The 23,463-nt window shown below is 51.2% G+C and carries 18 protein-coding genes; 3 read left to right on the forward strand and 15 right to left on the reverse strand.

Annotated elements, in window-relative coordinates; translation table 11 throughout:
- Window positions 1-1,308 (forward strand): phosphomethylpyrimidine synthase ThiC, encoded by a 1,308-nt coding sequence (gene thiC / locus ACY2VW_RS06625; RefSeq protein ID WP_461877493.1) that lies wholly within the window; start codon window positions 1-3, stop codon window positions 1,306-1,308.
- A gap of 88 nt (window positions 1,309-1,396) precedes the next feature.
- Here the strand turns inward: thiC and glpK are convergent, their stop codons facing one another.
- The 4 genes from glpK to ACY2VW_RS06645 all read right to left on the reverse strand — a co-directional run bounded on the left by glpK (window position 1,397) and on the right by ACY2VW_RS06645 (window position 8,335).
- Window positions 1,397-2,887, reverse strand: coding sequence for a glycerol kinase GlpK (gene glpK, locus ACY2VW_RS06630; RefSeq protein ID WP_461877494.1), 1,491 nt, complete (start codon window positions 2,885-2,887; stop codon window positions 1,397-1,399).
- A 118-nt stretch (window positions 2,888-3,005) separates the two neighbouring features.
- Window positions 3,006-5,393, reverse strand: a complete 2,388-nt coding sequence (locus tag ACY2VW_RS06635) for a glycoside hydrolase family 31 protein (protein WP_461877495.1) — start codon at window positions 5,391-5,393, stop codon at window positions 3,006-3,008.
- Window positions 5,394-5,493: 100 nt separating this feature from the next.
- Entirely contained in the window at window positions 5,494-7,164 is a 1,671-nt protein-coding gene (locus ACY2VW_RS06640) for a glycoside hydrolase family 13 protein (protein WP_461877496.1), read from the reverse strand.
- A 154-nt stretch (window positions 7,165-7,318) separates the two neighbouring features.
- Window positions 7,319-8,335, reverse strand: a complete 1,017-nt coding sequence (locus ACY2VW_RS06645) for a LacI family DNA-binding transcriptional regulator (RefSeq protein ID WP_461877497.1) — start codon at window positions 8,333-8,335, stop codon at window positions 7,319-7,321.
- A 406-nt stretch (window positions 8,336-8,741) separates the two neighbouring features.
- On the opposite strand from ACY2VW_RS06645, the gene ACY2VW_RS06650 reads away from it, so the two are divergent.
- Window positions 8,742-10,217 carry an InlB B-repeat-containing protein gene (locus ACY2VW_RS06650; RefSeq protein ID WP_461877498.1) on the forward strand — a complete coding sequence of 492 codons (1,476 nt, stop codon included), beginning with the start codon at window positions 8,742-8,744 and terminating at the stop codon, window positions 10,215-10,217.
- A gap of 121 nt (window positions 10,218-10,338) precedes the next feature.
- On the opposite strand, the gene ACY2VW_RS06655 is transcribed toward ACY2VW_RS06650, so the two are convergent.
- Window positions 10,339-10,641, reverse strand: coding sequence for a Dabb family protein (locus ACY2VW_RS06655; protein WP_022462610.1), 303 nt, complete (start codon window positions 10,639-10,641; stop codon window positions 10,339-10,341).
- A gap of 68 nt (window positions 10,642-10,709) precedes the next feature.
- A complete protein-coding gene (locus ACY2VW_RS06660; RefSeq protein ID WP_022462611.1) occupies window positions 10,710-11,456 on the reverse strand; it encodes an RNA polymerase sigma factor region1.1 domain-containing protein in 747 nt (248 codons plus the stop codon).
- Window positions 11,457-11,596: 140 nt separating this feature from the next.
- Here ACY2VW_RS06660 and ACY2VW_RS06665 point away from each other — a divergent pair, with 140 nt between their 5' ends.
- Complete coding sequence (locus ACY2VW_RS06665) at window positions 11,597-12,226, forward strand: HdeD family acid-resistance protein (protein WP_461877499.1); 630 nt, start codon at window positions 11,597-11,599, stop codon at window positions 12,224-12,226.
- 110 nt (window positions 12,227-12,336) lie between these two features.
- Here ACY2VW_RS06665 and ACY2VW_RS06670 read toward each other — a convergent pair whose 3' ends face one another.
- From ACY2VW_RS06670 to ACY2VW_RS06710, 9 genes are all read right to left on the reverse strand, one after another.
- Window positions 12,337-15,138: a glycoside hydrolase family 3 protein gene (locus tag ACY2VW_RS06670; protein WP_461877500.1), complete on the reverse strand. Its 2,802-nt coding sequence runs from the start codon at window positions 15,136-15,138 to the stop codon at window positions 12,337-12,339.
- Between the two features lie 166 nt (window positions 15,139-15,304).
- Window positions 15,305-16,663 carry a sodium-dependent transporter gene (locus tag ACY2VW_RS06675; RefSeq protein ID WP_461877501.1) on the reverse strand — a complete coding sequence of 453 codons (1,359 nt, stop codon included), beginning with the start codon at window positions 16,661-16,663 and terminating at the stop codon, window positions 15,305-15,307.
- A gap of 37 nt (window positions 16,664-16,700) precedes the next feature.
- Window positions 16,701-16,958: a hypothetical protein gene (locus ACY2VW_RS06680; protein WP_461877502.1), complete on the reverse strand. Its 258-nt coding sequence runs from the start codon at window positions 16,956-16,958 to the stop codon at window positions 16,701-16,703.
- A 277-nt stretch (window positions 16,959-17,235) separates the two neighbouring features.
- Window positions 17,236-17,934 (reverse strand): RNA polymerase sporulation sigma factor SigE, encoded by a 699-nt coding sequence (gene sigE, locus ACY2VW_RS06685; RefSeq protein ID WP_330378078.1) that lies wholly within the window; start codon window positions 17,932-17,934, stop codon window positions 17,236-17,238.
- Between the two features lie 42 nt (window positions 17,935-17,976).
- Window positions 17,977-18,840 carry a sigma-E processing peptidase SpoIIGA gene (locus ACY2VW_RS06690; protein WP_461874177.1) on the reverse strand — a complete coding sequence of 288 codons (864 nt, stop codon included), beginning with the start codon at window positions 18,838-18,840 and terminating at the stop codon, window positions 17,977-17,979.
- A gap of 189 nt (window positions 18,841-19,029) precedes the next feature.
- On the reverse strand, window positions 19,030-20,211 hold the full coding sequence (gene ftsZ, locus ACY2VW_RS06695; protein WP_461877506.1) for a cell division protein FtsZ: 1,182 nt from the start codon (window positions 20,209-20,211) through the stop codon (window positions 19,030-19,032).
- A 185-nt stretch (window positions 20,212-20,396) separates the two neighbouring features.
- Complete coding sequence (locus tag ACY2VW_RS06700; protein ID WP_461877503.1) at window positions 20,397-21,314, reverse strand: cell division protein FtsQ/DivIB; 918 nt, start codon at window positions 21,312-21,314, stop codon at window positions 20,397-20,399.
- Window positions 21,311-22,576: a UDP-N-acetylglucosamine 1-carboxyvinyltransferase gene (gene murA / locus ACY2VW_RS06705; protein ID WP_461877504.1), complete on the reverse strand. Its 1,266-nt coding sequence runs from the start codon at window positions 22,574-22,576 to the stop codon at window positions 21,311-21,313. Before murA ends, ACY2VW_RS06700 begins: the two co-directional genes overlap by 4 nt.
- 84 nt (window positions 22,577-22,660) lie before the next feature.
- Window positions 22,661-23,463: FtsW/RodA/SpoVE family cell cycle protein (locus ACY2VW_RS06710; RefSeq protein ID WP_461877505.1), on the reverse strand; the 803-nt coding region annotated here is incomplete at its 5' end.

Below are 23,463 nucleotides of genomic sequence, written 5' to 3' on the forward strand. Positions count from 1 at the left end.
ATGAAACACAATTACGCAACACAGATGGACGCCGCACGCCGCGGCATTGTAACACCGGAGCTGAAAAAAGTCGCAGAAAAAGAGTATATGGCTGTGGAAGACCTGATGCCGCTCGTTGCCAGCGGAAAGGTTGCCATTCCGGCCAATAAGCTGCACACCTGCATCGACCCGGAGGGCATCGGCTCGATGCTGCGCACGAAAATCAATGTAAATCTCGGTGTTTCGAAAGACTGTAAAGATTACGATGTGGAGATGCAGAAGGTACTCTCCGCGGTCAATATGGGCGCAGAAGCCATCATGGACCTGTCGAGCCACGGCAATACGCAGCCGTTCCGGCGGAAACTGACCTCCGAATGTCCAGCCATGATCGGCACCGTGCCGGTATATGACAGTGTGATCCATTACCAGAGAGACCTGGATACGCTGACTGCCAAAGATTTTATTGACGTCATCCGCCTCCATGCCGAGGACGGTGTCGATTTCGTCACCCTGCACTGCGGCATCACCAGAAAAACCATCGATCAGATCCGCAAACACAAACGGAAAATGAATATCGTTTCCCGCGGCGGCTCCCTCGTGTTCGCCTGGATGTGCATGACCGGCGAGGAGAATCCGTTCTACGAGTATTACGATGAGATTCTCGATATCTGCCGTGAATACGATGTGACCATTTCTCTCGGCGACGCCTGCCGTCCTGGCTGCCTTGCCGACGCAACGGATGTCTGCCAGATTGAGGAGCTGGTGCGCCTCGGCGAACTCACCAAACGTGCCTGGGAGAAAGACGTTCAGGTCATGGTTGAGGGACCGGGCCACGTTCCGATGGACCAGATTGCGGCCAACATGAAAGTACAGCAGACCATCTGCATGGGCGCTCCGTTCTACGTTCTCGGACCTCTCGTAACCGATATCGCACCGGGCTACGACCACATCACCGCTGCCATCGGAGGCGCGATTGCCGCCATGAACGGCGCTGCTTTCCTGTGCTACGTAACGCCGGCAGAGCATCTGGCTCTTCCGAACCTGGATGATGTAAAACAGGGCATCATCGCAAGCAGAATCGCCGCACACGCTGCCGACATCGCCAAAGGCGTGCCGCATGCGCGTGATATTGACGACAAGATGGGAGACGCCCGCCGCGTGCTCGACTGGGAAGCACAGTGGGACTGTGCACTGGACCCGGAAACTGCAAAAGCCATCCGTGCTGACCGCTCGCCGGAACAGGAAGATACCTGCTCGATGTGCGGTAAATTCTGTGCTGTACGAAGCATGAACAAAGCTTTAAACGGCGAACATATCGACATTCTTTGATTTTCTCTGATTTCATTACATACCTTACGCGAAAAGGAACGGTTTTCATTACGAAACCGTTCCTTTTCTGCATTTCCAAAATCTTTTTCTATTTCGCCCATCCTTCGGCGTAACGGACTGCTTTGTGCCATCCGTTCATCTTCTCATCGCGCTCCTCTTTCGAGAGCTCCGGCTCGAATGTGTGATCAATCGCTCCGTTCTGTTTCACCGTCTCCTGATCCGGCCAGTAGCCGACGGCAAGGCCGGCAAGGTAAGCAGCTCCCATGGCAGTCGTCTCGATGCAGCACGGCCGTTCTACCGGCGCTTGGCTGATGTCCGCCTGGCACTGCATCAGGAAATTGTTGGCGCTTGCTCCGCCGTCCACACGCAGTGCGGAGAGCTTCATGCCGGAATCTGCCTCCATCGCTTTTAACACATCATCTACCTGATACGTAATGGATTCGAGCGTTGCGCGGATCACATGGTATTTGTTGACGCCGCGCGTCAGGCCGAGAATGGTTCCTCTCGCATACTGATCCCAGTACGGTGCGCCAAGGCCGGTAAACGCCGGCACGACATAGCATCCGTTCGTGTCGTTCACTTTCTGCGCCATATATTCGGAATCGGCCGAGGATTCAATCAGCTTCATCTCATCGCGCAGCCACTGGATTGCGGCTCCGCCGACGAAAATCGATCCCTCAAGCGCATACGTGATCTTGTCCCCGATGCCCCATGCAATCGTGGTAACAAGACCGTGTGTCGAAGAAACCGGCTTTTCTCCCGTGTTCATCAGCAGGAAGCAGCCCGTTCCGTATGTATTTTTCGCTTCGCCCGGCGCATAGCAGGTCTGGCCGAACAGCGCTGCCTGCTGGTCTCCCGCTGCTCCCGCGATCGGGATCGGGCCGCCGAAATATGTCGATGCCGTCTCCCCGTAGACACAGCTCGACGGGCGGACTTCCGGCAGCATACAAAGCGGAATGTTCAGCTCTTTTAAGATATCCTCATCCCATTTCAGCGTATGGATATTGAACAGCATCGTACGGGATGCGTTGGTGTAATCGGTGACATGTACCTTTCCCTTTGTCATCTTCCAGATCAGCCACGTCTCCACCGTTCCGAAATAGAGATCGCCTCGCTCCGCCCGCTCGCGCACGCCCGGAACTTCATCGAGAATCCATTTCAGCTTCGTTGCTGAGAAATACGCATCAATCACAAGACCCGTTTTTTCCCGGAAACATTCAACCAGTCCGCGCTCCATCAGCGAGTCGCAGTATTCCGATGTTCTGCGGCACTGCCATACAATTGCATTGTAGACCGGCTCTCCCGTCTTTTTGTCCCAGACGATCGTCGTCTCTCTCTGGTTTGTGATGCCGATTGCCGCGATATCCTCGTAGGACGCGCCCGCTTTCTGCATTGCCTCCACGGCTACACCGAGCATCGTGGACCAGATCTCATTGGCATCGTGCTCCACCCAGCCCGGTTTCGGGAAACGCTGGGTAAATTCCTTCTGCGCAAGGCTTACGATCTGTCCTTTCTGATCAAACAGAATACAGCGGTTGCTCGTTGTGCCGGCATCAAGTGCCATGATGTATTTTCCCACGTTTAAAAATCCTCCTGTCTCACATTTCAAGAAGAGAGCCTGACAGAATCCACTGCCACGCTCTCTTCCTTTTTTGTATGTATCGTATCACAGAATTCTTTTTCTGTAAATCCGTTTTTTATGCAGTGATGATCTCCAGCAGTGCGCCGCGCAGATCATCGGAAAGATCCATGCTCTGCAGCTCAGCTGCGAGAATTGCCACCTTGCCGTTCGCTTTGTCAAGCAGTCTTGCAACCAGCTCTTTGGTGATGTAGCTGATCTCTGCGTGCAGCAGCAGATCCATCGCGCGTGCCACTACATCGTTCTTTGCCACCTCGGTATCTTCCGGCAGGCAGATAGTAACGGTATCCTGCGGTTTCACACCGGTTACGGTGATGGTAAGAAGTCCGTCTTTTTCTTCTGCTTCTGCATCGATTTCCACGCCGTTTACCAGCACTTTTGCTGCTTTCGCGGTGCTTCCGCCGAATTCTACGACGTACGTTCTGCTCTCCGGAACAAGGCTCTGATTGCCCTCCACCGGCGAAATTGTAAAGCTCCGTGCTGCCCAATCGAGCTTCATCGGTGTCTCTGCACAGTCGCCGTTCTCATATGCCATCGAAGTATTGTCATCCTCATACAGAGTAAAGCTGTTGTCCGCACCTGCATAAACGCGTACAGTCAGCTCGTCCGGGTTGGACTCTACATCAAGCGCACTGATCTTCTCGGTCATCGGAATGATGGCACCGGCTTTTGCAAGAACCGGGATCTCCTCGAGTGTGCGGTACAGATCCATGCTTCTGCCGCCCTCGTAAACCATTCCGTTGAAGAAGTCAAACCAGGTTCCCTCCGGCAGCCATACTTTCGTTTTTGCACGTTTCAGCTCCGGAATGCATTTCGTTGTCACCGGTGTTACCATCAGCTCGCTTCCGAAGAAATACTGATTCGGTGCCTGATTTTTGCCCCAGAAAACCGTCTCCGGGTAATCATAATACATCGGAACAACGATCGGTGTGTCCTCTTTCCATGCACGGTAGTTCATCGTGTACAGATACGGTACGAGTTTATGACGCAAACGGAGGAAATCATCCATTGTGCTGCGCACTTCCATACTGAAGTTCCAAGGCTCTTTTCCACTGAAGGCACTGTTAGAGCTGTGCAAACGGTTGATCGGAGAAAATACTCCGTACTGATACCATCTTGCTTCAAGCTCATCGTCACGGTAGCCAAGCATATGGCCGCCGATATCATGACTCCACCATCCGTAGCCGATGTTGGAGGCTGTGCTGGTAAAGTATGGCTGGAAATCCAGGGATTCCCAGGTGATGTGGGTGTCTCCGGAAAATCCGACCGGATAGCGGTGGGAGCCCGGTCCTGCGTAGCGGGAGAAGGTCATCGGACGTTTTCCGTCTCTTCCACTGTCAAGAAAATGATAGTGATTCAGCATCCACAGCGGATCAAGACCCTCGATCTTGGTGTTTTGTCCCTGCTGCCAGTCAATCCACCAGAAATCGACGCCCTCTTTTTCCATCGGATGATGGACTTTGTCAAAATATACATCAACAAATTTCGGATCCGCAATGTCAAAATTGACCGGCTCTTCTTTTTTTGCATCCACTCCCATAGCCTCTGCTACTTCCGGATAGCAGTCCTCATACGCACGAATTCCGTCTGCCGGATGGACATTCAGTGTTGTCTTCATGCCGCGTGCATGGAGTTTTCCAAGAAAACGCTCCGGATCCGGGAAGAGTTTTTTGTTCCAGCTGTAGCCGGTCCAGCCGCTGCCGTATTTCGGATCCACATCGTCTACACGGTGCCAGTCCATATCGATAACAGCAACCGAGAATGGAACGTTCTCTTTGTCGAAGTCTTCCATCAGTTTCATATAGGATGTTTCACTGTAACGCCAGTAACGGCTCCACCAGTTTCCAAGTGCAAATCTCGGAAGCATCGGAGTCTTACCGCAAAGGTGGTAGAAATCCTTTAATGCCAGACGGAAATTCCAGCCATAGCCAAAGAAATACAGATCCTGTACCCCTTTCTTTCTCGGAGTCACCCAGCCGTCCTCTGTCATCAGAAGCGACTTCGAATCATCCAGAACAGAGGAACCAAACCAGGACATGATACCAGGTTCCAGATCACAGGCTCCATTGACCTGATCAAGCGTACGGGCCGTTCCTCCAAGATCCTGTGTCGGATCTCCGTAATGCCATGCCGGTACAGAACTGATGCCGACCGCGGTTGTTTTGCAGGAAAGTCCGTTTGAAGAAAATGATTTTTTGTTATAATTCAGCTGCAGATACTTTGTGCGTAACTCCAGCTCATCGCCTGTGTCTTTGACGGAAAATTCCACGGCCGGAAAATCCCGGTTTACAACCGTCTGGGATGCCGCATCGATAAATTCACCATCCTCACTGTATTCCAGTCGAAGAAGATGCTCTGTCAATACTGTGATACGGTATTTATCGCCTTTTATCACATTCTCGGGATTTGCAAGCGGATGCGTCTCCATCTTCAGATATGATTTCATGTTTTGTTTTCCCCTTTCTTACTCTTACCGGTTTTTACCGCATTTTGAGAACGGGAACCTGTGGCAAAAGTCCGTTCTGCCACAGGTTCCTCTGCATTTTTTATTTGGTTTCCAGAACAACTGCCTCATACGCGCGCAGTTTTCTTGCCCCCGCTGCTGCGCCGCTCTGTGGATAGTTGCTGATCAGTACATCTGCTCCCGCAAAGGTTTCCGGAACTGTGTACTCCTGCTCCTCTTTTGTGAAGTTGCACATCACAAGGAGTTTTTTGTCACCTAACGTTCTGGTGTATACGTACAGCGCTTCGTCTTCTGGATCGAGCAGCTCGTACGTTCCATAAACCATGATATCCTTCTCTTTGCGGAGATGGATCAGTTTCTTGTAATAGTTGTATACGGAATCCGGATCTGCCATCTCATTCTTTGCGTTGACGGTCTCGTAATCCGGTCCGACTTTGATCCACGGTGTGCCTGTGGTGAATCCTGCGGATGCACTGTCATCCCACTGCATCGGGGTTCTCGCGTTGTCTCTTCCGCGCAGGTTCAGGTAGCGCATCATGTCATCCGGGGCTACTTTTCCGGCTCCGGTCAGCTCATTGAAGGCGTTGATGCTCTCGATGTCGCGGAACTCGGACAGATCGTTGAATGGAACGTTCTTCATGCCGAGCTCATCACCCTGGTATACGTACGGAGTACCCTGCATCATATGAAGGCAGGTAGCCAGCATTTTGGCGCTTACCACGCGGTATTCCGGTGAATCATCGCCGAAACGGGACAGGCAGCGCGGCTGGTCATGGTTTCCAAGGAAGAGGCTGTTCCATGCCTTGCCCTCAAGCTCCGTCTGCCATGCTGTCATGACGCGTTTGAAATCTTTGAGCGGTACGCGTTTGTCCGTCCATTTGCCGTATTTTCCGCCTGCCAGCTCAACCAGCTCGAACTGGAATACCATGCTGAGCTCTTTGCCGTCTGCGGATGCGTATTTTTCTGCCTCCTCGATCGTGACACCGGCACACTCGCCGACGGTCATCAGATCATATTTGGAAAGAACTTCTTTGTTCATCTCCTGCAGATACTCATGAACGTGCGGTCCGTTTACGCAGCCGGAATCACCGTAGAGTCCGCCCTCCGGAATTTCTCCGTCCGGCAGTCCTTCCGGTTTGGAGATCATGCTGATGACATCCATACGGAAGCCGTCGATGCCTTTCTCGCACCACCAGTTCATCATATCGAAAACTTCTTTTCTTACGGTCGGGTTTTCCCAGTTCAGATCAGGCTGTTTCGTGGAGAACAGATGCAGGTAATACATCTCGGTCTGCGGATCGTATTTCCATGCGGAGCCGGAGAAGCAGCTTCCCCAGTTGTTCGGCTCTTTTCCGTCTTTCGGATCGCGCCAGATGTAGTAATCACGGTACGGATTGTCTTTTGATTTACGGCTCTCCACGAACCATTTGTGCTCATCTGAGGTATGGTTGACAACGAGGTCCATAACCAGCTTGATGCCTCTTTTGTGCATCTCGGAAAGCATGCGGTCAAAGTCCTCCATCGTTCCGAACTCCTGCATGATCGCCTGATAATCGCTGATGTCGTATCCATTGTCATCGTTCGGTGACTGGTAAACCGGTGACAGCCAGATAACATCCACGCCAAGGTCTTTTAAATAGTCCAGACGGGAAGTGATACCATTTAAATCTCCGATACCGTCTCCGTTGCTGTCCATGAAGCTGCGCGGATAAATCTGATACACGACGGCTTCTTTCCACCATTTTTTGTCCATTTTCTGTGATCCTCCTTTTATTTCATGCCCGTATTCCGGGTACTTTGTTTTTGTCTTTTCGGCCATAGTTTACCACAGGTTGCTCTGGTTTTTCAATAGTTTTGCGCAAAACCAGCAGATTTTACAAAAGTTTCCCTGTGGAATTGGTAATTATTCATCTTGTCAGATCGCGTACGGATTCCCGCTCCACCAGAGTTGTCGGCAGCGGCGGAATGTCTTTCTGTACCGGCTCGTTCTTGATCAGATGCATCAGCACTTCCACGGCGCAGCGTGCTTTTCCATCCACCATCTGGTGCACCGTTGTGAGCTTCGGCCGCGCAAGCGTTGCATAGGTGACATCATCAAAGCCCGCAATAGAAATATCTTCCGGAACTTTTACCCCTTTGTTCTGCAGGAAATTGGATGCTTCAAGTGCATAGTAATCGGAGGAGAAAAAGAGCGCTGTCTGCTTTTTGAAAAACGGCAGCATCTCCTCGTACGCCTTCTCCCGTTTCTCCGGATCCCATGGAATCACGATGTGGCGGCTCTCACAGTCCCCGATTCCCGCCTCTTCCATCGCCTGCCGCACACCGAGCCACCGGTGATGATCGACGCCGATGTCGCAGTCAGACAGGAAGAGAAATTTTTTATGCCCCTTTCCGATCAGATACTGGCCCATCTGGTAAGCACCGCCGCGGTCATCCATCGTGATGGAACGGACGCCAAGCTCCGGCGGAAGATACTGGTCAATGGTCACCAGCGGTTTTCCAAGCCGCCCGGAGAGCTCTGCGATCTCTTTTTCGCTCAGCGCCATGGCAATCATGCCGTCAAAATTCCAGCCAAGCGCCTGCTGCATAATATCGCCCTGCTCGTGGCGCGCAACCAGCATCATATGATAGCCGTGTTCCCGGATCTGATACTCCAGGTTTCCAAGCATCGCCGATACGAAAGGATCCTCAAATGAGGAAGCATTTCCTTTTCTCATGAAGCCGAGCGCTACGCCGATGAGGCCGGAGCTGTTGTTTGCCAGCATCCGCGCGCTGATGCTCGGCACGTACTCCATCTCCTCTAAAATCCGGTTGATTTTCTCAATCGTCTCCTTCGAGACACGCCCGGTCTTTCCGTGTATTACATTTGAGACCGTCGTCGGACTGACTCCGGCGCGGTCTGCAATATCTTTGATTCTGATCATCGGTTCTCCGCCTTTCCTTTTTCTTCACAATTTTCTGAATTCTGTTATGTTTATTTTACCAAGACGGCAAAATGTTTACAACTACTTTGCATCGGCAAACACTACAAAATTATTACATTTTCTTAAACGATATGTAAGAAAATCTCCATCCCTCCTTCATTTACTTTCCGCCGATTCCGTGGTAAGATAGGATGACAGAAAAAGTTCACCTTTTTTCTGTAAGAAAGGACCTACACATCATATGCGGCTTGCATTTACAAATTTTTCGATAAAATCTCCCACCGGCAGGAAATCCGGCCGGTTTTTTCTTGCCCTTTTTCTGGGCATTTTTCTCTTTCTGACTCACCCCATTCTCTGCCAGGCGGGTTTTGCCTCCAATACACCATTTGCTGGCGTTTCCTGGGAAATGGTTGCAGAATACCCGCTTCTTGGCAGCACAGGCGTGGTACAGTCCGTCTGCGCGACAGAAGACTATATCATCTGCATTGAAAACTATAACGATCTGACGACAGATCCCGATGTGGTCTCTGCCTACTATAAAAATGACACCGACAAGGATGGAAATCCCGTCACGCAGTATTCGCTCGCACTTCAGGTGCAGGATGCGGACTATGCGCACGCCAACGGTATGGCATACAATCCCGTCACACACGAAATCCTGGTCAGCGGCTACAGCAGTCCGGATGCGTCGAATTTCGGGTGCATCTTCCGTCTCGATCCAGATACGCTGGAGCAGAAAGAGCGGGTGCAGATTTCCGACAGCTACAATATCCTCGGCATCGACTACCTTCCCTCCACGGGAGGCTATCTGATCCAGACCGATACGAACGGCGGCTACAGTTTCAAAATTCTCGATGCTTCTTTTCAGGTGGTAGATGACTGGGGAACGTATCCTTTTGATTTTTATATGGAAAACTTTCAGGATCTCTGTGTTTCCGGTGATCTTTTTTTCATCTTTCCGCTGACGATGCACCTCGGAATCGGAAATTTTCTTCAGACGTATTCGATTTCCCAGAAAACGCTTCTTTCCGATGATGCTGTTGATTTTGGTTTTTCCGACGATATTGTCTCCAACGAACCGGAAGGACTCTGCGAGACGAATCCGGGTGAATTTATTGCCATTGTAAATCTGCAGAAATCCGATGGAACCCGGCTTCTCCGTCTGTACCGCACACGGGTGCCGTATCTGTTCCACATTTCCACATCATCTGCGGAGCACGGTTCCGTCTCGGAAAGCGGCGACGTTTCCCGTGGGGAAGAAAAAACGATTTCCTACACAGCGGATTCCGGCTACCGGCTTGCAAAGCTCTCCGTAGACGGCTCCTATCTTCCGGTAACGGAATATCCGGACAGCTATACTTTTTCGGATGTTCAGGCGGACCATACGCTTGCCGTAACCTTTGAGCCGGTTCCGACGGCGACACCGACGCCGACTGCCACTGCGACGCCGGCCGAAACACCGACCATAACTCAGACACCGGAACCGGCCGTTTCCAAAGCACCGGCATCATCCACGGTTTCCTTCTCATCTGTGGCTTCCCATTTCGCAGCGTTCTGGAAAGGCACTGTGCATGCCGCTTCCTGGTTCCGCCATCTTGCCTCGGCCGGTGCATCCCTTTTTGCCCGTATCCGGAAGGCAGATCCTGTTTTTCTGGCGATACCGTTTGTCCTTCTCGTTCTGCTTCTGCTCTTTGTCCTCCGCCTGCGGTATGTCCGCCGCATCCGGCGGGAGCGGTCGCGGAAAGCGCTGGAACACAGAAGAAGAACGTACGAAGAACTGGTCAGAGAATTTACGGAAGATCCGGAGGACGAAGAGGTTTCCATCGATGAGCTGCTGCTTACAATTGACGAACTGCAGAAGGAAGAGCAGAAAAACACTTAAATGAAACGTATTCACCAGATCAGGAATTGATCTTCCCGGCACAAAAAAAGTATCCCGTTCCTTTTTGGGAATCGGGATACTTTTTTATTTACACGGGCAACGAGCTAGAGCGTGCCTGTTTTTACTCTTCGTAATCGAGTGCCGCACGCTCCGTTGTGTACGGACGTACATAGGTGTCTGCTACTTTTACGTGCTCCGGATGTTTTGCATAAACAGCTACATCCTCTGCTTTTTCCAGGGTTGTGACAAGTGCCATATCATGGGTGGAAGATGCAAGCGGTGCTTCTACAAAGTCAACCGTCAACAGTCCCGGCACTTTGCCGACCAGGCTTTTCAGGTTCTCTGCCATCGCTTTTTTCAGCTCCGGTTTCTTTGCATCCTCTACTTCCGGTTTGAATTTCCACATAACAATATGATGTACCATTGTATTTTTCTCCTTTGCTTTTGTTTTATTGCCAATTCACACAGTTTCTGTGCAAATACCAGCCTTTTTTACGGCTCTTCGCCTGCAATCCGCAGAATATCCTCAATCTCTTCCACGGACATGTCAAGATACGCGGAAAGCTCTGCCACACTGAAATCCATGTCATCGCCGTCGGAGAGTTCCTCGATGGCGTCTTTTAAGCGGTTTACTTTATTGACTACAGTATTGTCCTTGTGTTTCTGAACTCTGTGTTCTTCCATGAAATCGCTGATCGTCTCACGCACAGCCGCATCAATCGCCTGCTCCGCCGTCTCAGCTTTTACAACGGACTCCAGCGCTACTAAAAGTCCGACATTTCCCTCCTGCACCAGATCCATCAGGAAGAAATCGCGGGTGTGCATTTCTTTTGCGGTCTCAATAACTTTCGGAAGCCAGAGCTGCACGAGCATGCTCTTTGCAAGGGAATCTCCCTCTGCCGCTTTCCGGTAAAGCTCTGCCGTTTCTTCCTCCGACGGTGTTTCTGTCTCCGGCAGTTCGTCAAGATACTGCTGTAAGGCACGCAGCTCCTCCTCGGAAAACTCCGGTTTTTTCTTTTCTTTTTCGGTCTCCTCCGGCACGACGCCCGGCTCATAATCTGCCACATCGACCTGCTCCATCGTCAGATATTCGCAGACAAAGGTGACTTTCTGCTCATCCAGTGCAAAGTCTTCAAAAAAGTCTCTGACTTCTTTCATCGTTACTTTATTTTCATGGTTTCTGGCGTAGGACAGCAATTCGGAGAGCTTCTCCTGGAACTTTTTCTGTTCGTCCTGCATCTTTTTTACCCTCTCTTTCTTCCGTTTCACGATTCCATTTCTTCGTACATTTTTTTCAATTTGTCCATTGCTTTTTCTGCTTTGAAAAGCTACTATAAAAGCAAACGAAAAACCACATTCAAGTGGAAAGGAGAATCCTTATGAAACAATTTTTTCAGGATGTGAAAAACAGTTTCCTGCTTTCAGCCGCTGTCTCTATTATACTAGGTATCGTGCTGATCGTCTACCCCGTAAAAACGAGTTTGCTGATCTGTTATATCGCCGGAGCGTTGCTCCTGTTCGGCGGCGTTGTTGCGCTGATCCGCTACATTGCAAGCCGCGGCGAACCGTTTTTCTTCCGCTACGATCTGTTCGTTGCCCTGGTGCTGATTCTGTTCGGCTGCTTCGTTATCTTTGAGAGTGACCTTGTGATCGCATTCATTCCGGTTGTCATCGGTATCATCCTTCTGGCAAACGGACTGCTCAGCATTCAGAAAGCATTCAACCTCAAAAAAGCAGGTCTGGAAAAATGGTGGCTCGAATTTCTGCTGGCTCTGTTAACCAGCGTTCTCGGCATCATCATCTGCACGAATCCGTTTGATGCTGTTGCCACTACCAACATTTTCATCGGTATCTGCCTTATCTACAGCGGCATTTCCGATCTTGTCACCACCTACTACATGGGCCGCGCAAAACGCCGGATCAAAAATGTCATCCAGACCGAAATCAACCAGCAGAAAATCCTGCACGATGACAATGTGATTGATGTGGATGAGGACGAGCTTCACTGAAAAACAGCTTCTTCCATAAAAATCTTCTTTCATACGAAAAACCGGAACCCGGCACCGCTTCCAGACAGCGGCTCCCGGGTTCCGGTTTTTCTCTGTATTTCTTTTTTTATTTATTCCTCGTGTTTGCTCAGTACTTCCATGCCTTCTCTTAACTTCAGGCGGATCTTTCCAAGCTCCAGGCCATTTGCACCGAAGTACAGCTTCAGGTAGTGGTTCGAGCCGAAGAAGAAACCAAGGTCTCTCGTCTCTTTGATCCACTCACCCTTTGTTCCACGGATGCTGATCACGGTTTTTACGATATTGTCGATGTACACGGTTACCGGCAGCTGTGCGAGGTCTTCCAGATCGGATTTCATCTCGATTTCGATATCGTACGTTCCCATCTTGTCAGCCAGAATCGTAACGCCGCATACTTCGCTGTTGCCTTTTTTCGTATTCCATGCGGATGCATCAATCACAACATCTCCCGTTGCCGGATCTGCCTCGTATGTTACAAGGTCTGCTGCAGCAAAATCGTTGTCGCCCATCTGCTCCTGTGCTTCTTTCTCTTCCTTGCTGATGCGGTCCAGGAATCGTAAGATGCTTGGAGTTCCAAGGATGAAATGCAGAACATTCATCGCATTTCTCTGCAGGTCGCCTCTTGTGATCTCGCCGTTTTCCAGTGCTTCTTTTACATCGTCCTGTCCCATATCGGAGCAGTCGGTGCATACCATGAAGACATCGTTTCCGGCGGATACCATCGGTGCATGGGTTGTTCTGGTTGCTTCATATCCCTCGCGGTTCGACATTGCCCACCAGTCGGTCATAACGAAGCCGTCATAGTTCCACTCACCGCGCAGAATCGTGGTCAGCAGATCGTAATTTCCTGCAGTCCAGATGCCGTTGACCGGTCCGTAAGTGCTCATGATGGATCTTGCGCCGCCTTCTTTGACTGCGATTTCATATCCCTTCAGATAGATCTCACGCAGGGCACGCTCGGAAACAACGGCGTCCACATGATTTCGGTTGGACTCCTGGTTATTTGCACAGAAGTGTTTGATGGTTCCGGTTACATCGGATTTTTCCATACCAAGAATCTGTACGGCACTGATCCATCCGGTCAGGTACGGATCCTCGGAGATATACTCGAAGTTACGGCCGTTCAGCGGGTTCCTGTGGATATTCATGCCAGGTCCGAGCAGGGCATCGACACGGTTCTGTCTCATCTCACGTCCTGCCATCTCGTACAGATCTTCTACAAGCGGAAGGTCAAACGTACAGCCAAGCAGAGTTCCGTTCGGCATGGAGAAAGCTCTCGTTCCGCAGTCAAAGCGGAGTCCGGACGGGCCGTCGGTACAGCAGGCTGCCGGAATACCGAATTCCTGCAGTTCCGGTGTCAGACCGCCGAATGCTGCTGCGGTTCCCGGAGTAACCTTCGGGCTGCACATGCCCTCGCCGCGGAAGATGCAGATCAGATCTTCATCGGAAAGCTGTGCCACGAACTCTTCCATCGTTACTTTCTTATCCAGGACATCACCGAGCTTGTAGCCTTTGTCACCGGTATAGGTGATCGGCTCCATGCGGTTTTCTTTCATGCGCTCGATCGGATCTACGGTGCGCAGAGGAGCTGCCTCATATCCCGGTTTTAACGTTCCGTCTTCGCCCGGAACAGCTTTCATGCGCTCAAATGCTTCTACCGGAGCCATGGCCTCGGTCAGGGTCTCAACCACTTTGAACGGCTGCTCGTATGCACCGGCAAAGGCTGCGCTTCTGACATCGCTTCCGACGTAGAACTCATAACTGCCCTCTTCGAGTACGTAGCAGGATTTGTGGCCGGTTGCACCGCTGTCATCGTAGGATGCAAAGCTCTCTTTGGTCACATCGATCGTCAGAGTCTCTTTTGCGCCTGGTGCAAGAACACCGGTCTTTGCAAAACCGACGAGTGCGCGGGACGGTTTTCCAAGAACGCCCTGCGGAGCTTTTACATAAACCTGGACAACCTCTTTACCATCCACTTTGCCGGTATTTTCAACGGTTGCCGTCACGGTTACATTGTCAACATCTTTCTCTTCTGCCTCCGCGGTCACGGCAAAGGTCGTATAAGAAAGACCAAAACCGAACGGATATAATACTTTCTCTTTTGCAAAGGTCTCAAAGTAGCGGTATCCGACGTAGATATCCTCCTTGTACTCGTTGCGGGTCAGATCGCCGAAGCAGCTTGTGGACGGATAGTCCTCGATATTCTCTGCAATCGTGTCGGTCAGCTTACCGCACGGATTGACTCTTCCCATCAGTACATCGGCAACTCCGTTTCCGCCTTCCTGGCCGCCCTGCCATACGTAGAGAACAGCTGCCGGATTGCACTCTTTCACCCATTTCATATCGATGATGTTTCCGACGTTCAGCACAACGATGGTTCTTGCAAATGCTTTGCTGACTTTTTCTACCATCTCTTTTTCGGTATCGGTTAAGAGATAGCTGCCTGCCTCGTTTTTGTTGTCCTGATCCTCACCTGCGGTACGGCCTACGACAACAATGGCTGCATCGGCGCCTTTTGCGCTCTCCACGATCTCGTCGGTCAGCTCCATCTCTTTCTGGGACCACGGCACTTTTCCCCAGCCCTGGCCTTCATCGTACGGATTTTCTTCGACCCATTTCTCATACGTTCCAAGAAGGTTCTCATCGAGTGTGATGTCTTTTTCTTCTTTTAAGGCATCCAGAATGCCGACCACATATTTGGTGTTGACGAGTCCGCCGGAGCCAAGTCCGCTCTTGTAATAGTGGAATGCAATTCTTCCGAAAACAGCTACTTTATCCCCTTTCTGAAGCGGGAGTGCCTCGTTGTCATTTTTCAGAAGAACACAGCCCTCTGCTGCTGCCTGGCGGGCAAGCGCTGCATATTTTTCAAAATCGAGTGGTGTAAATTTTCCCATGTTGTTCCCCTTTCACCTGTATTCTTTTCTATCCAACATGTGCCGGAACACCTGAACGAACTTCCAGGTCCCGGCACATAACTGGTTTCTTGTATTCTATTATCTCGTATCTGCTGCTTTTTTTCCAGTTCTTTTCTTATCTTTTTTTTGCCTGATATTGACCTTTTTATCCAATCAGGCCCTGAACAATCAATACAAGAAGGAGCAGCGGCAGAATATAGGAAAGATAAACCCGTACCCAGTCCGGCACTTTCAGGCCCTCACCCTTATTTGCCTCTGCCTGGTAGTTTTTGAAGCCCCAGCCCCATTTCGAGGTACAGAACAAAAGATAAATCAGAGAGCCGACCGGCAGCAGCAGATTGCTGACGATAAAGTCCTCAAGATCAAGAACGGTGCTTCCTGCGCCGAGCGGCTGGAAGCCGGACCACACGTTGTAGCCGAGCGCACACGGCAGAGATCCTAAGATCACCAGAATGCAGTTGATGATGGCTGACTGTTTTCTGGAAACGCCGAAAATCTCGGAAAAGCAGCACATGATATTCTCAAATACAGCGATGATGGTGGACAGCGCTGCAAAGAACAGGAACAGGAAGAAAAAGCTTCCGAAAATCCGTCCGCCCTTCATCGAGGTGAAAATGTGCGGCAGCGTCATAAAGATCAGCTTCGGGCCGCTGTCCGGCTGTACGTTGTAGGAGAAGCACGCCGGGAAAATGATGAGGCCTGCGGTAATCGCTACAAACGTATCGAGCGCTGCAATGCTGACTGCCTCGCCGAGCAGGGATTTTCCGCCGTTTAAGTAGCTGCCGAAAATCAGCATCGCGCCGATACCAAGGCTCAGCGTAAAAAATGCCTGGCTCATCGCGTTTGTGATAATGTGGAACAATCCCACCTGTTCGATCTGCTGCATATCCGGCACCAGATAGAATTTCAGTCCCTCTTTGGCACCCGGCATCGTAAAACTGTAAACCGCAAGGAAAATCATGATGACCATCAGCACGATCATCATCACCTTTGTGACACGCTCCACGCCGTTCTGCAGACCCACCGAACAGATCAGAAAGCCTGCAATTGTAATAATCAGCATGGTAATGACAAGAATCGACGGAGATGAAAGCATCTCATTGAATTTTCCGGTTACGGCATCGCCTGTCAGGCCGCTGAATTTTCCGGTTAAAAAGCCGTAGAAATAGTACAGCATCCAGCCTGCAACGACGGTGTAGAACATCATCAGCAGGTAGTTTCCGATGAGGGCAACGTATCCGTGGATATGCCACTTCTGGCCTTTCTTTTCCAGTTCCCCATACGCGCGCACGGTACTCTTTTTGCTTCCTCTTCCGATGGCAAGCTCCATCGACAGAATCGGGACTCCCATGATGGCAAGAAACAGCAGGTAAAACAGCACGAAAATGCCGCCTCCGTTGTTTCCTACCATGTACGGAAATTTCCATACATTTCCGATGCCGATGGCACATCCTGCTGAAAGCAGAAGAAAGCCAAGGCGCGATTGGAATGTTTCTCGTTCCATTTGTTTTGTTTCCTCCCTTTATTTCTTCGTACAAAACTCAGATTTCAGACGGCACCGTTCTGCCGTTCTTTCCGGTACGACGATGGTGAAATTCCCATATGATGACGGAAAACTTTTCCAAAATAGTTTCCATTGGAAACGCCGGTTTCCTCCCGGAATACGTTCCCCTCTCTGCATTATGAAACGCATACGGTTCCTTCCATCTTATCTCCACTCCGCCGTCCAGCAGCTGAAACGGAGCTTCCGGCCAGTGAGCCCGATCCAGGATTCCATATACTCCGATCAGATCTTCCATCAAAAAATTACCTCTTTTATCCGGTTTGTCTTCTTGTTTTGCACTATGCTCTCTATTATACTTTTCTTATCAGAAAAAAACAAGCAATTGCTGCGGCGAAAAGCTCACTTTAAACGGCAGTTTCTCTGCAGCGCTTGCTCCGCATGCCTGCACCGTATGCCGGTTTGAGACGCTGTAACCCTTTTTAACCGATGACCGGCAATGCCCCGCCCGGGCAGAAACCTTTTTTGTTTCTTCCGGGCAGGGCATTGTTCTATTCTCAATTCCTATTTATTCTCTATTCATACCGCGCAATCTCTTTCCGCAGCCGTTTCATAATCCGTTTTTCCAGCCGCGAGATATACGACTGGGAAATCCCGAGAAGATCCGCAACTTCCTTCTGCGTTTTCTCCCGTCCCTCCGGCATATTAATGCCGAACCGGAGCTTCACAATCACCTGCTCCCGCTCCGAAAGCTTACTGATCGCACTTCCGAGCACACGGTGTTCCGCCTCCTGCTCGAGTCCCTGGTAAATCACATCCTCCTCCGTTCCGAGGATATCGGACAAAAGCAGTTCATTTCCATCCCAGTCCACATTGAGTGGCTCATCAATCGAAACTTCCATGCGCGTCTTGTTGTTTCTCCGCAGATACATCAGAATCTCGTTCTCGATGCACCGGGACGCGTACGTGGCGAGCTTGATCTTTTTCTCCGGATTGAATGTGTTGATCGCCTTGATGAGGCCGATCGTCCCAATCGAGATCAGATCCTCCACACCGACTCCCGTGTTGTCAAATTTCTGTGCAATGTAGACGACGAGACGCAGATTGTGTTCGATCAGCTCGCTCCTCGCCGTCTCGTTTTCCGGATCGGAAAGCCCGGCGATCGCGTCAGCCTCCGCCTGACCCTCCAGAGGCGCCGGGAGAACGTCTGCGCCTCCGATATAGAAAATCTCCCCTGTCTGACGAAATACAGCCGGTACGGACCGCGGCAGCATACGAAGCCGGAATCCGTTTGGCAGTGCAGCCTGCAGCATACTTCATTCCTCCTGTCCTTCCATGAGATCTGGATGCAAAATTATTTCATAGCCCCTGGGAGATGAACTATTTTCTCCGCCAAGCGCAATCAGCGGTCCGCTTATGTGCCTGGCTGTATGTTCTGTCACAAGAATCATTTCCGAGATCCTGATCACCGGCAGAAAACCCCGGCCTTCCAGTCCGCGAAACGGTATGTAACGGGGCTGCAGCGCAAGAAGCCGTTCCGGCTCCGGCACCGTCTCGTGCCTTGCAAGCGCCGCAATCCCTGTCCGCATTTCGTCCGGGAACAATTCGAGTATCACAGTGTACGGTACGACCGAGACCGGCTTTTTGGTTGTGGCATCCCGCAAAGTATTGCCTGTGTCGTACAGTCCTTTTACTTTTTTCCATTTCCCATTCTGCACAAGCTGTACCGTAACCTGCCTGGCGTGTTCCAGGAGCATCTCCTTTCGGATCTTCAGCAGGAGGAGCGTTCCCGCATATGCGGCACTCCCGGAAAAGAAGAAAAGTAAAATTCCCCTTCCCGGCATCAGCTCCCGGAACAGGCGGTATGCACTGCCGATCAGAAAACCGGACAGTATATAGCCTGCCATTCCCACCGCAAGATCCCGTACTGTCGTGATTCTGCAGCCAGATTTCACCATCCCTGTTGTAATTCCGATTCCGACCAGGGCGAGCAGCGCACCCGGCAGATACCGTGCAAGCACGGCATACAGCACCGCATAACCGGCGCCGAGCGCGGCTGCCGCAAAACTCCTTCTTCGCGTGGCAGATCGTTTCAGAAGAAAGGAGGAAAGGCGCAGAATAGTATAATTCAGCAGAAGATTCTCTGCAAAGAGAAGATCCAGAAAGATCTCATAGTGCAAAAAAACACCCCCTGCGCCTTTTGCATGGTCTGAATTTCTAACAGACCCTATTATAGACGGAAGGGGGTGAATTTTTTGTCGTTTTCGGAAGAATGACCTTCTTTTTTGATCAACAAACTTCGACACGCCGCAACATTTTCGGTCTGCGGCGTGTCGATGCAAATTCGTTATTTACTTATTATTCTTTGCTTATCTGCGGTTTCTTAAGAAATCCGGGATCTGGATGTCCTTTTTCGGAACATTGCTTGTCATGGTCTGCTGAGCCTGTACCTGCGGCTGCACCTGAACCTGTGGCTGCGGCTGTACCGGAGCGGAAGCTTTCGGAGCAGTGTGTACCGGAGCGGCTGCCTGCGCAGAGAAACTGCTGCTGGAGAATGCGCTCTTTCTTGCATCTGCCGACTCTTTGCGGGATACGCTTGCCTGTTTCGCAGTTGCATCGTTGAGGCCTGTTGCGATAACGGTGATCTTCGCTGTATCGGTAACAGAATCATCATACATAGCACCGAAGATGATGTTTGCATCCTCTCCAGCCAGATTCTGTACGTAGCTTGCAGCATCGTTTGCATCCATAAGGGAGATATCTCCGGAAATGTTGATGATAACGTGGCTTGCACCCTCGATGGTGGTCTCAAGCAGCGGACTGGAAACAGCCTGCTGTACAGCCTCGAGTGCTTTGTCGTCGCCCTTTGCCTCACCGATACCGATGTGGGCGATACCCTTGTCGGTCATAACGGTCTGAACATCTGCGAAGTCGAGGTTGATGAGTGCCGGCAGGTTGATCAGGTCTGTGATGCCCTGTACGGCCTGCTGCAGAACCTCGTCTGCTTTCTTTAATGCCTCCGGCATGGTTGTCCGGCGGTCTACGATTTCAAGAAGTTTGTCGTTCGGGATCACGATCAGGGTATCTACGTTTTCCTCGAGCTTTTCGATTCCCATCAGCGCATTGCTCATACGGGTTCTTGCCTCGAATTTGAACGGTTTTGTTACAACGCCGACGGTCAGAATGCCCATTTCTTTTGCAACGCCTGCTACAACCGGTGCTGCACCTGTTCCGGTTCCGCCGCCCATACCGCAGGTGACGAATACCATATCAGCGCCTTCCATGATCTGTTTGAGCTCTTCGATGCTCTCCTCGGCTGCTTTCTCTCCAACCTCAGGTTTTGCTCCTGCGCCCAGTCCCTTGGTCAGCTTCTCGCCGATCTGGAGAATGGTAGGTGCCTTACAGAGGGTCAGCGCCTGTTTATCGGTGTTGATTCCAACGAATTCAACGCCGCCGATGGATTCCTCCACCATTCTATTTACAGCATTATTTCCTGCACCACCTACACCGATTACGATAATCTTTGCAGATGATTCTGCCTCATTTGTCATGATCTCTAACAATTTCAACTTCCTCCTTTTGATTATGAACTGCTGTCTATCTCAAAATAGTCTGATATTCTGATGGTCATACATAAAGATATAATATAATTTCTTCGGAAAATAATCAACTGTTTTTTTCGTATTTCATAAAAAATTCAGGATTATTGCGTTTTTTTGACGGCTTTCCTTTCCTCTTATACATCTTTCGAGAAGACAAAGCTGCTGTCGCCGTCCTTGTAATCCTCCATATGGAGTTCTCCGGAAAGACCGGAAAGGCTCGGCAGGATTGCTGCTACGCGCGTCATCTTTTCTTCTAACGCCGTATCGGTTCCAAGCAGAATCCGCACGGTATCATAGTAATGCAGAATAATTTCGCTGTTCTCATTAAATTCCACACTGTCCGGCGTGATATTGTATTTCTCCGTCATTCTCGTAAGTGCAAGCATGGTGCGGAAAACTGCCGGTTTTTCAACCGGGAGCTGCTCGTTCACGGTCACATAGTCAAACGTAAGTCCTGTTACAAGCGGAACATCGGAAAGGGTCGGCTGAAAGTCTGCCGTTGTCACACGTGCACTTTTAATCGTATCCGCCGAGAGCGCACCGTCGGACGTACTGCTTTCGGATGCAAGCGGCTCACTCGTAAGGGATCCATCCGCACTCGTTCCATCGGAGGCGGTTCCGTCGGAAGACTCACCCTCCGCAGGTGTTTCCTGCTCCTCGTCCACGCACTCCAGCACGATGCCGTTCTTGTCAAAATAGACCTTCTGGCCTTCGTACCCGACATAACCGACCACTTTTTTCTCATTTACCTGGATGCAGATGGTGTCATAGCTTACAAACGTAAACTCTACAGAGTTCATAAAAGGAATATCGCTCATATCAGCCTTCGAATGAAACGTCGTAAGAAGCACCGTGTTTTTCATCCACTTGTCGTCCGCAACCATCTCTTTGATTTCATCTTTTGTATACCGGGTGTTCCCCGCCACCTGGATATTGCGGATTTTGAACACATTAAAAAACAAGGCACCTGCAAGGCCGACGCCAAGCACCACCCCGGTCAGAATCCGTATTTTTCTGTTTTTCTTCTTTTTTCTGTTTTTTTTCTGTCTCATATTTCTTTTTCTACGATAATCTTGGCTCCGAGTTCCCGGAGCGTTTCTGGAAACCGTTCATACCCCCGCTCAATCAGTTCTGTCTGCCGGATTGTGGAAAATCCTTCTGCGGCAAGCGCCGCCGATACGAGTGCCGCGCCGCCCCGAAGATCCTGGGAAACAACTTCTGCACCGTGCAGACGGCTTTTTTCGGCCGTCAGCCATTTTCCGCAGATCTGCAGCGTACCGCCCATTTTCTGCAGCTCCTCTGCCGTCCGGAGGCGGTCCTCAAATACATTTTCACAGATACAGCTTTTTCCTTCCAGCGTCATCGCTGCCGCCAGATACAGCGACTGCAGATCCGTCGGAAAACCGGGATATTCCTCTGTCTCCACGTACGGAACAGCATGCTGCACGTTTTGGCTGTCTGCTACCAGTGTACCACTCTTCCTTGTATATTGTCCACCTATTTTCTGATAGAGGGACAGAACCGCCCCCATTTCGTCCAGCGGCGCGCCGGAAAGCGTCAGGTGCCCCCGCGTCGCCGCGCCCATCAGAAGATATGTCCCTGCCGCGATCCGGTCACCCGGAACACGATACCGGCAGCCGGACAGCAGTCTCTTTCCCTGCCTTCCGTAAACGGTAATCTGCTCCGTCCCCTCGCCGGTAATCTCCGCTCCCATGGCCTTAAGAAACCGGCAGAGGTGAACCACTTCCGGCTCCCGCGCACAGTGCTCCAGCCTTGTTGCACCTTCCGCTCCGACAGCAAAAAGAACCGCATTTTCCGTCGCCCCGACGCTCTTTTTCGGAAAGCAGAGCACGGCTCCTTTCGGATGATCTGCCTTTGCCCGAATGGTGCCGTCCTCCTCGGAGACCTCGGCTCCCAGAAGCTCCATTGCCCTCTGATGCAGGTCCGTCGGCCGCTTTCCGATCCGGCAGCCGCCGGCCCCTGCAAGGTATGCCTCTCCTGTCCTTGCAAGAAGACTTCCCAGAAACAAAAGAGAGGCGCGCAGTCTCTTCGAAAGCGCTCCCTCCACACGGCTTTTTTCGATCTTTTCACAGTTCAGGTGGAGCGCATTCCTCTCCCACCAGACTGTTCCGCCAAGGCTTCTTACAATCTCCGCCATATCCTCCACATCGGAAATCTTCGGGCAGCCTTCCAGCACGACCTCCTCTTTTGTCAGAACCGCCGCCGCGATCATGGGAAGAACGGCATTTTTGGAACCCTGGACTGTTACCGTTCCGCAAAGCCGCCTTCCGCCGAGAATCTGATATACTCCCACCTGTTCTCTCCCATCCGGCCTCTCTTTTTACGGTATGCATTACACTCCCGTTTTGTTCCCGTTCTGCAGCGCTTTTCCGCCTTTTTAATCGGTGTCCCTCGAGACCGACAGGGCAAGCCCCATCTCGCCGAGCAGAAACAGCACGGAGGTGCCGCCGTAACTGATAAAAGGCAGCGTAATGCCGGTATTCGGAATCGTATTCGTTACAACCGCAATATTTAAAATCACCTGAAGCGCAATATGCCCCATAATTCCGCCCGCAATCAGTGCCCCGCCAAGATCCCGCGCATGGATCGAAATGACCATCAGGCGCCAGATCAGCACCGCAAACACGGCGATCACCAGGCAGGCGCCGAAGAGTCCGCCCTCCTCACAGATAATCGAAAAGATCATATCATTCTGCGCTTCCGGCACAAAGCCGAGCTTCTGCAGGCCTTTTCCAAGCCCGCATCCAAAGATTCTCCCGCTGCCGATCGCATAGAGTCCCTGAATGGTCTGGAACCCCTTCTCGTACGCCTCCGGGTTGCGCCAGATGGCAAGGCGTTCGAGGCGGTAGCTCTCCATCATCAGAAAAACCGCGATAAACCCGATGCCGGCGCCTCCGATTCCGAGAAACGGCAGGTAGCCCGGATGTGAGATAAAGATCAGAAACGCACAGATTCCGAGCAGAATAATCGCCGTACTTAAGTTATTGCTTCCGACAAGCGCTGCAATCGGCAGGGTGCACAGCACCGCCTTTGCCATAAACCAGAGACTGTCGGACCGGCCTTTCGTGCGCTCCATCACCCAGGGCAGGAAGAGAATCACCGCCATCTTGGCAAATTCCGAGGGCTGGAACGATAAGGGGCCAAGCTTTAACCACCGCTTCGAGCCGTTGTACTCACTTC

It is taken from the genome of Fusicatenibacter sp. (assembly GCF_977045365.1).